At 69.4% G+C, this 3,136-nt stretch carries 1 protein-coding gene and 1 pseudogene; both read right to left on the bottom strand.

What is annotated here, in order from left to right:
• A partial coding sequence (locus VGS97_RS07310; protein WP_326852485.1) for an ATP-binding protein occupies window positions 1-2,394 on the bottom strand: 2,394 nt, incomplete at its 3' end.
• 91 nt (window positions 2,395-2,485) lie between these two features.
• Window positions 2,486-3,136 (bottom strand): annotated as a pseudogene (locus tag VGS97_RS07305) (hypothetical protein); the annotation flags it as partial.

Below are 3,136 nucleotides of genomic sequence, written 5' to 3'. Positions count from 1 at the left end.
CGCGACTTCGAACCAGGGCAGTTGCCGGTCGTGACCGTCAAAGGCCGCGAGTGCGCGTTTCGCCGCTTTCAACGCGCTGTCCGGATCGTTGACGCTCTGCCATACGAAGCCGGCGACAGTGTTGGCCATGGCGGCGAGGAGCGGTTCGTCGCTGTCGCACAGGAGTTGGAGCGTTGCGAGTTGGTCGTTGCGAGCTTTGGCCAGGGTGGCGAGTACGTGTGCTGTCGCCCTCACCGGAGTGTCGGGCGGGGCCGGAAGGAGTCGCCGGACGGTGACCAGGGCGCGCGCGGTGGCGGGGTGCTGAAGGATCAATGCACTGACGGCGGTGAGCACCGCGGCGGTTCTGCCGACCTCGACGACGGGTGGCTCGGGCCGGTGGTGCGACAGGATTGCCGCGCTCTGCCCGGTCAACGCCGTCATGCGTACGAAGTCGGATTCGAACATCCACAGGCCGCCGAGCACGGCGCAAACGGCCGCGACGGACGCGCCGTCCTCGCGCTCGACTCCGAGCCGCAGCGCCAGCAGCAGGTTCTCCTGCTCGTCCCTGGTTTGCGCGGCCGACGTGACCACGTCAGGGCCGAACAACGATTCATGGTGCGCCGAGCCGAAATCGCGCGCCCAGGCGAGGAATCGGCTGATCGCCAGCTCGGTCTCGCCCGTCTCATGGAGGCGCGCCGCGCTGAACTCGCGCACGGTCTCCAGCATCCGGAAGCGCGTGCCGGAGCCGGCGTCGGCTGCTTGGAGCAGGGACTGGCCCACCAGTTGCTCCAGGATGGACAAGACGTCGATGTCTTCGTCATCTGCGCTGAGCATGTGGTGCGCGGTGTCGGCGGTGAATCCGCTGGGGAAGACGGACAGGGTGCGCATCGCTGCTTGGCCGTCTGATGCGAGCAGGTTCCAGCTCCAGTCGATGACCGCGTGCAGGGTTCGATGACGCTGTGGGGCGTCGCGTGTGGCGCCGCGTAGCAAGGCGAAACGGTCGTCCAGGCGTCGGGCGATTTCGGCCACTGACATTGCGCGTACGCGTGCGGCCGCCAGCTCCACTGCCAGCGGCAGCCCGTCGAGGTGGCTGCACAGTTCCCTTACCACGTCTGCGGGCAGGTCGATTCCGGGGCGCGCGGCGTTCGCGCGCTGGCGGAACAGCTCGACGCTGGTCGCCAGGCTCAGTTCGGGGAGTGCGTATACGGATTCCGAGGACAGGCCGAGCGGGGCGCGGCTGGTGGTCAGTACCCGAAGATCCGCACTCGCCGCTATCAGGGAGCGTACGAGTTCGGCGGCGCCGTGGATGACGTGCTCGCAGTTGTCCAGTATCAGAAGCGCCGGGCCGGGAGCGAGAGTGCGCAGGATGGCCGTGACCGCATCCGTGGGGGCGTCTGTCGGGGCGGCGCGGTGGCCGACTGATGCGGACGCGTGCTCGCCGGCGCCGAGGGCTGACGCCACCTCGCTGAGCACGTCGGCGTCGGTGGTGACCCCGGCGAGTGGGACCAGATGAACGACGCGTTGGTGAGCTGCGGAAGCGACGGTGTTTGCCAGCCGGGTCTTGCCCAGGCCGCCGGCGCCGATGATCGACACCACTCGGGACGCACGCAGCTGATCGATCACGGCGGCGACGTCGCCGTCCCGGCCGAGTAGCGCGTTCGGCTCGTGCGTGATGCCGCGCCGGACGACTGGGCGCTCGCGTTGCAGCAGTTGGCGGTGCACTTGCTGCAACTCCGGACCCGGGTCGCTGCCCAGCTGTTCGCGCAGCCCACGTCGATACGACTCGTACCTGGTCAGCGCGGCGGACGGGCCCAGCGTCGCGGATTCACAGAGGAGCAACTGCGCGAGGACCTCCTCATCGCGCGGATGCTCGTTGATCAGTTCCGTGAGCGGCTCGGCTGCTTCGGCATGGCGCCCAAGGTGGGAAAGGGCCAAGGCGCGGGTGCGAGCCAGTGCTTGGTATGTCGCTGCCCGCGCGGCGCGAAGCTCGGCCAATGGGTCGGCGAAGTCGGATTGTCGGCTCGGCGGCGAGTCCCACAACGCCAAGCCGTTCTCGGCGTGTGCGAGCGCGCCCGCATGGTCGTTGGTGTGTGAGCAGCGGGCGCCGGCTGACGCGTGCACCAGTACGGCTGCGACGTCGACTTGCTCGTCACTGAGAGTGAGCCGGTAGCCGGCGGGAGCGCTGGCGATGGTGTCCGGGCCGAGCTGAGCCCGGGCACGCGAGACCAGCACCTGTAGCGCGCGGGCCGGGTGCTCCGGCTGTTCGTCCGGCCACAGGCCCTCGACCAGCCGCGTCGTGCTACAGCCCCCGCGCAGGTCGTCGGCCAGCAGCGCGAGCAGGCCACCCAGCCGCGCGCCGGCGATCTCCCGGCCGCGAAATGCCACCCGCGACAACAGCACCAGCTCAACGCCCATCCCAGCAGGCTAACGCGTCGCTTGGTGCATCTACTGCGTAGTGAGCGGGGGAGTGTGGTTGGCCTGGTGTGTTACTCGGGCTCCTTGGTTGCTAATCGGCTGGTTGCCATGAGGCTAGGACCAGGGCTCGGTCGGTTGCTGCGAGGTGTGCTGCGGCGGCGAGCCATGCCTTGGCGTAGCTGTCCGGGTCGGGGTCGGTGAGGCGGCCGAAGACGTCGCGGTTGCGTCGGTTGGCCTCGTCGGCCAGTCGGGTTGCCAGGTCGGCGGCGGCACGGAATCCCGCCGCGTGCATGGGCGCGAAGGTTTGGTTTGGTTGGTTTGTTTGGCCTGGCTGGAGTGGGCGGGCTGGCTGGCTTGGGCGGCGGGCGGACTCGCTGACGGCTCGTCTTCCGCCGGAGACGGCGAGTTCCACCAGGTGCCGGTAGCGCCACAGAGGGGAGTCCGTGATCGGGTCGGGTGGGGTGCTGATTGGCTCGGGGGCTGGGCAGGTGGACAGCGGCGGCAGGTGTGAGCCCTGGAGGCGGTCGTATCCGAGGTCTGCGTGGCCCAGCCAGGGCTCGGGCAGCCGGAGGGTGGCTTCGGTCTCTGGTACCGGACCTGTGGCGAGTGGGCGCATGGTTGCGGCGTGGTCGGGGTCGAGGCGTCCGACCAGTCGGATGCGCAGTCCGGGTCGTGATGCGAGCTGGCGCAGGTTGGCGGTGTGTGCGAGTTCCGGGTGGGCGTCGGCCGGGATGAGGCGGAT

The organism is Actinocrinis sp. (assembly GCF_035946395.1).
In the GTDB taxonomy this organism is placed as follows: Bacteria; Actinomycetota; Actinomycetes; order Streptomycetales; family Catenulisporaceae; genus Actinocrinis.
Note: the sequence above shows the minus strand (reverse complement) of the source record. Positions and strands in the feature narration are given on the sequence as shown.